This window comes from Haemophilus sp. HMSC066A11, assembly GCF_001811665.1.
GTDB classification, from domain to species: Bacteria; Pseudomonadota; Gammaproteobacteria; order Enterobacterales; family Pasteurellaceae; genus Haemophilus; species Haemophilus influenzae.
Genome location: NZ_KV805865.1, coordinates 1 through 317, shown reverse-complemented (window position 1 = coordinate 317; position 317 = coordinate 1). Strand labels below are relative to the sequence as shown.

The following is a 317-nucleotide window of genomic DNA, read 5'->3' as shown; positions in this document are numbered from 1 at the left end:
CCTGTTTTAACCGTAAAAAGATCTTTGGTGTGAGCCGATTGATAAGGCAAAAGCACGCCCGATTGACGATACAAATATTTATCTTCCACCAAGCGATTGACCAATGCACGCTCAGGTATTTTCAAAATCTTCGCCGTCTCACGAAATGATTTACTCGTCCCTACTTCCACATAGTGATCAACAAAAGCGACTTTAGGTGCATTACGCTCTTTTTCTGCTTGTAACTGAGCGGCTAACATCAACGCCTCAGAAAAAGATTGCGGAATAAGTGCGGTTGGTTTTTGTTGATTTTCCAACGCTTGCCAGCGATCGACCAC

The 317-nt window shown here is 43.5% G+C and carries 1 protein-coding gene; it reads right to left on the bottom strand.

Annotated elements, in window-relative coordinates; translation table 11 throughout:
* A partial coding sequence (locus HMPREF2813_RS02955) for a phage antirepressor KilAC domain-containing protein (protein ID WP_186821729.1) occupies positions 1-317 on the bottom strand: 317 nt, incomplete at both ends.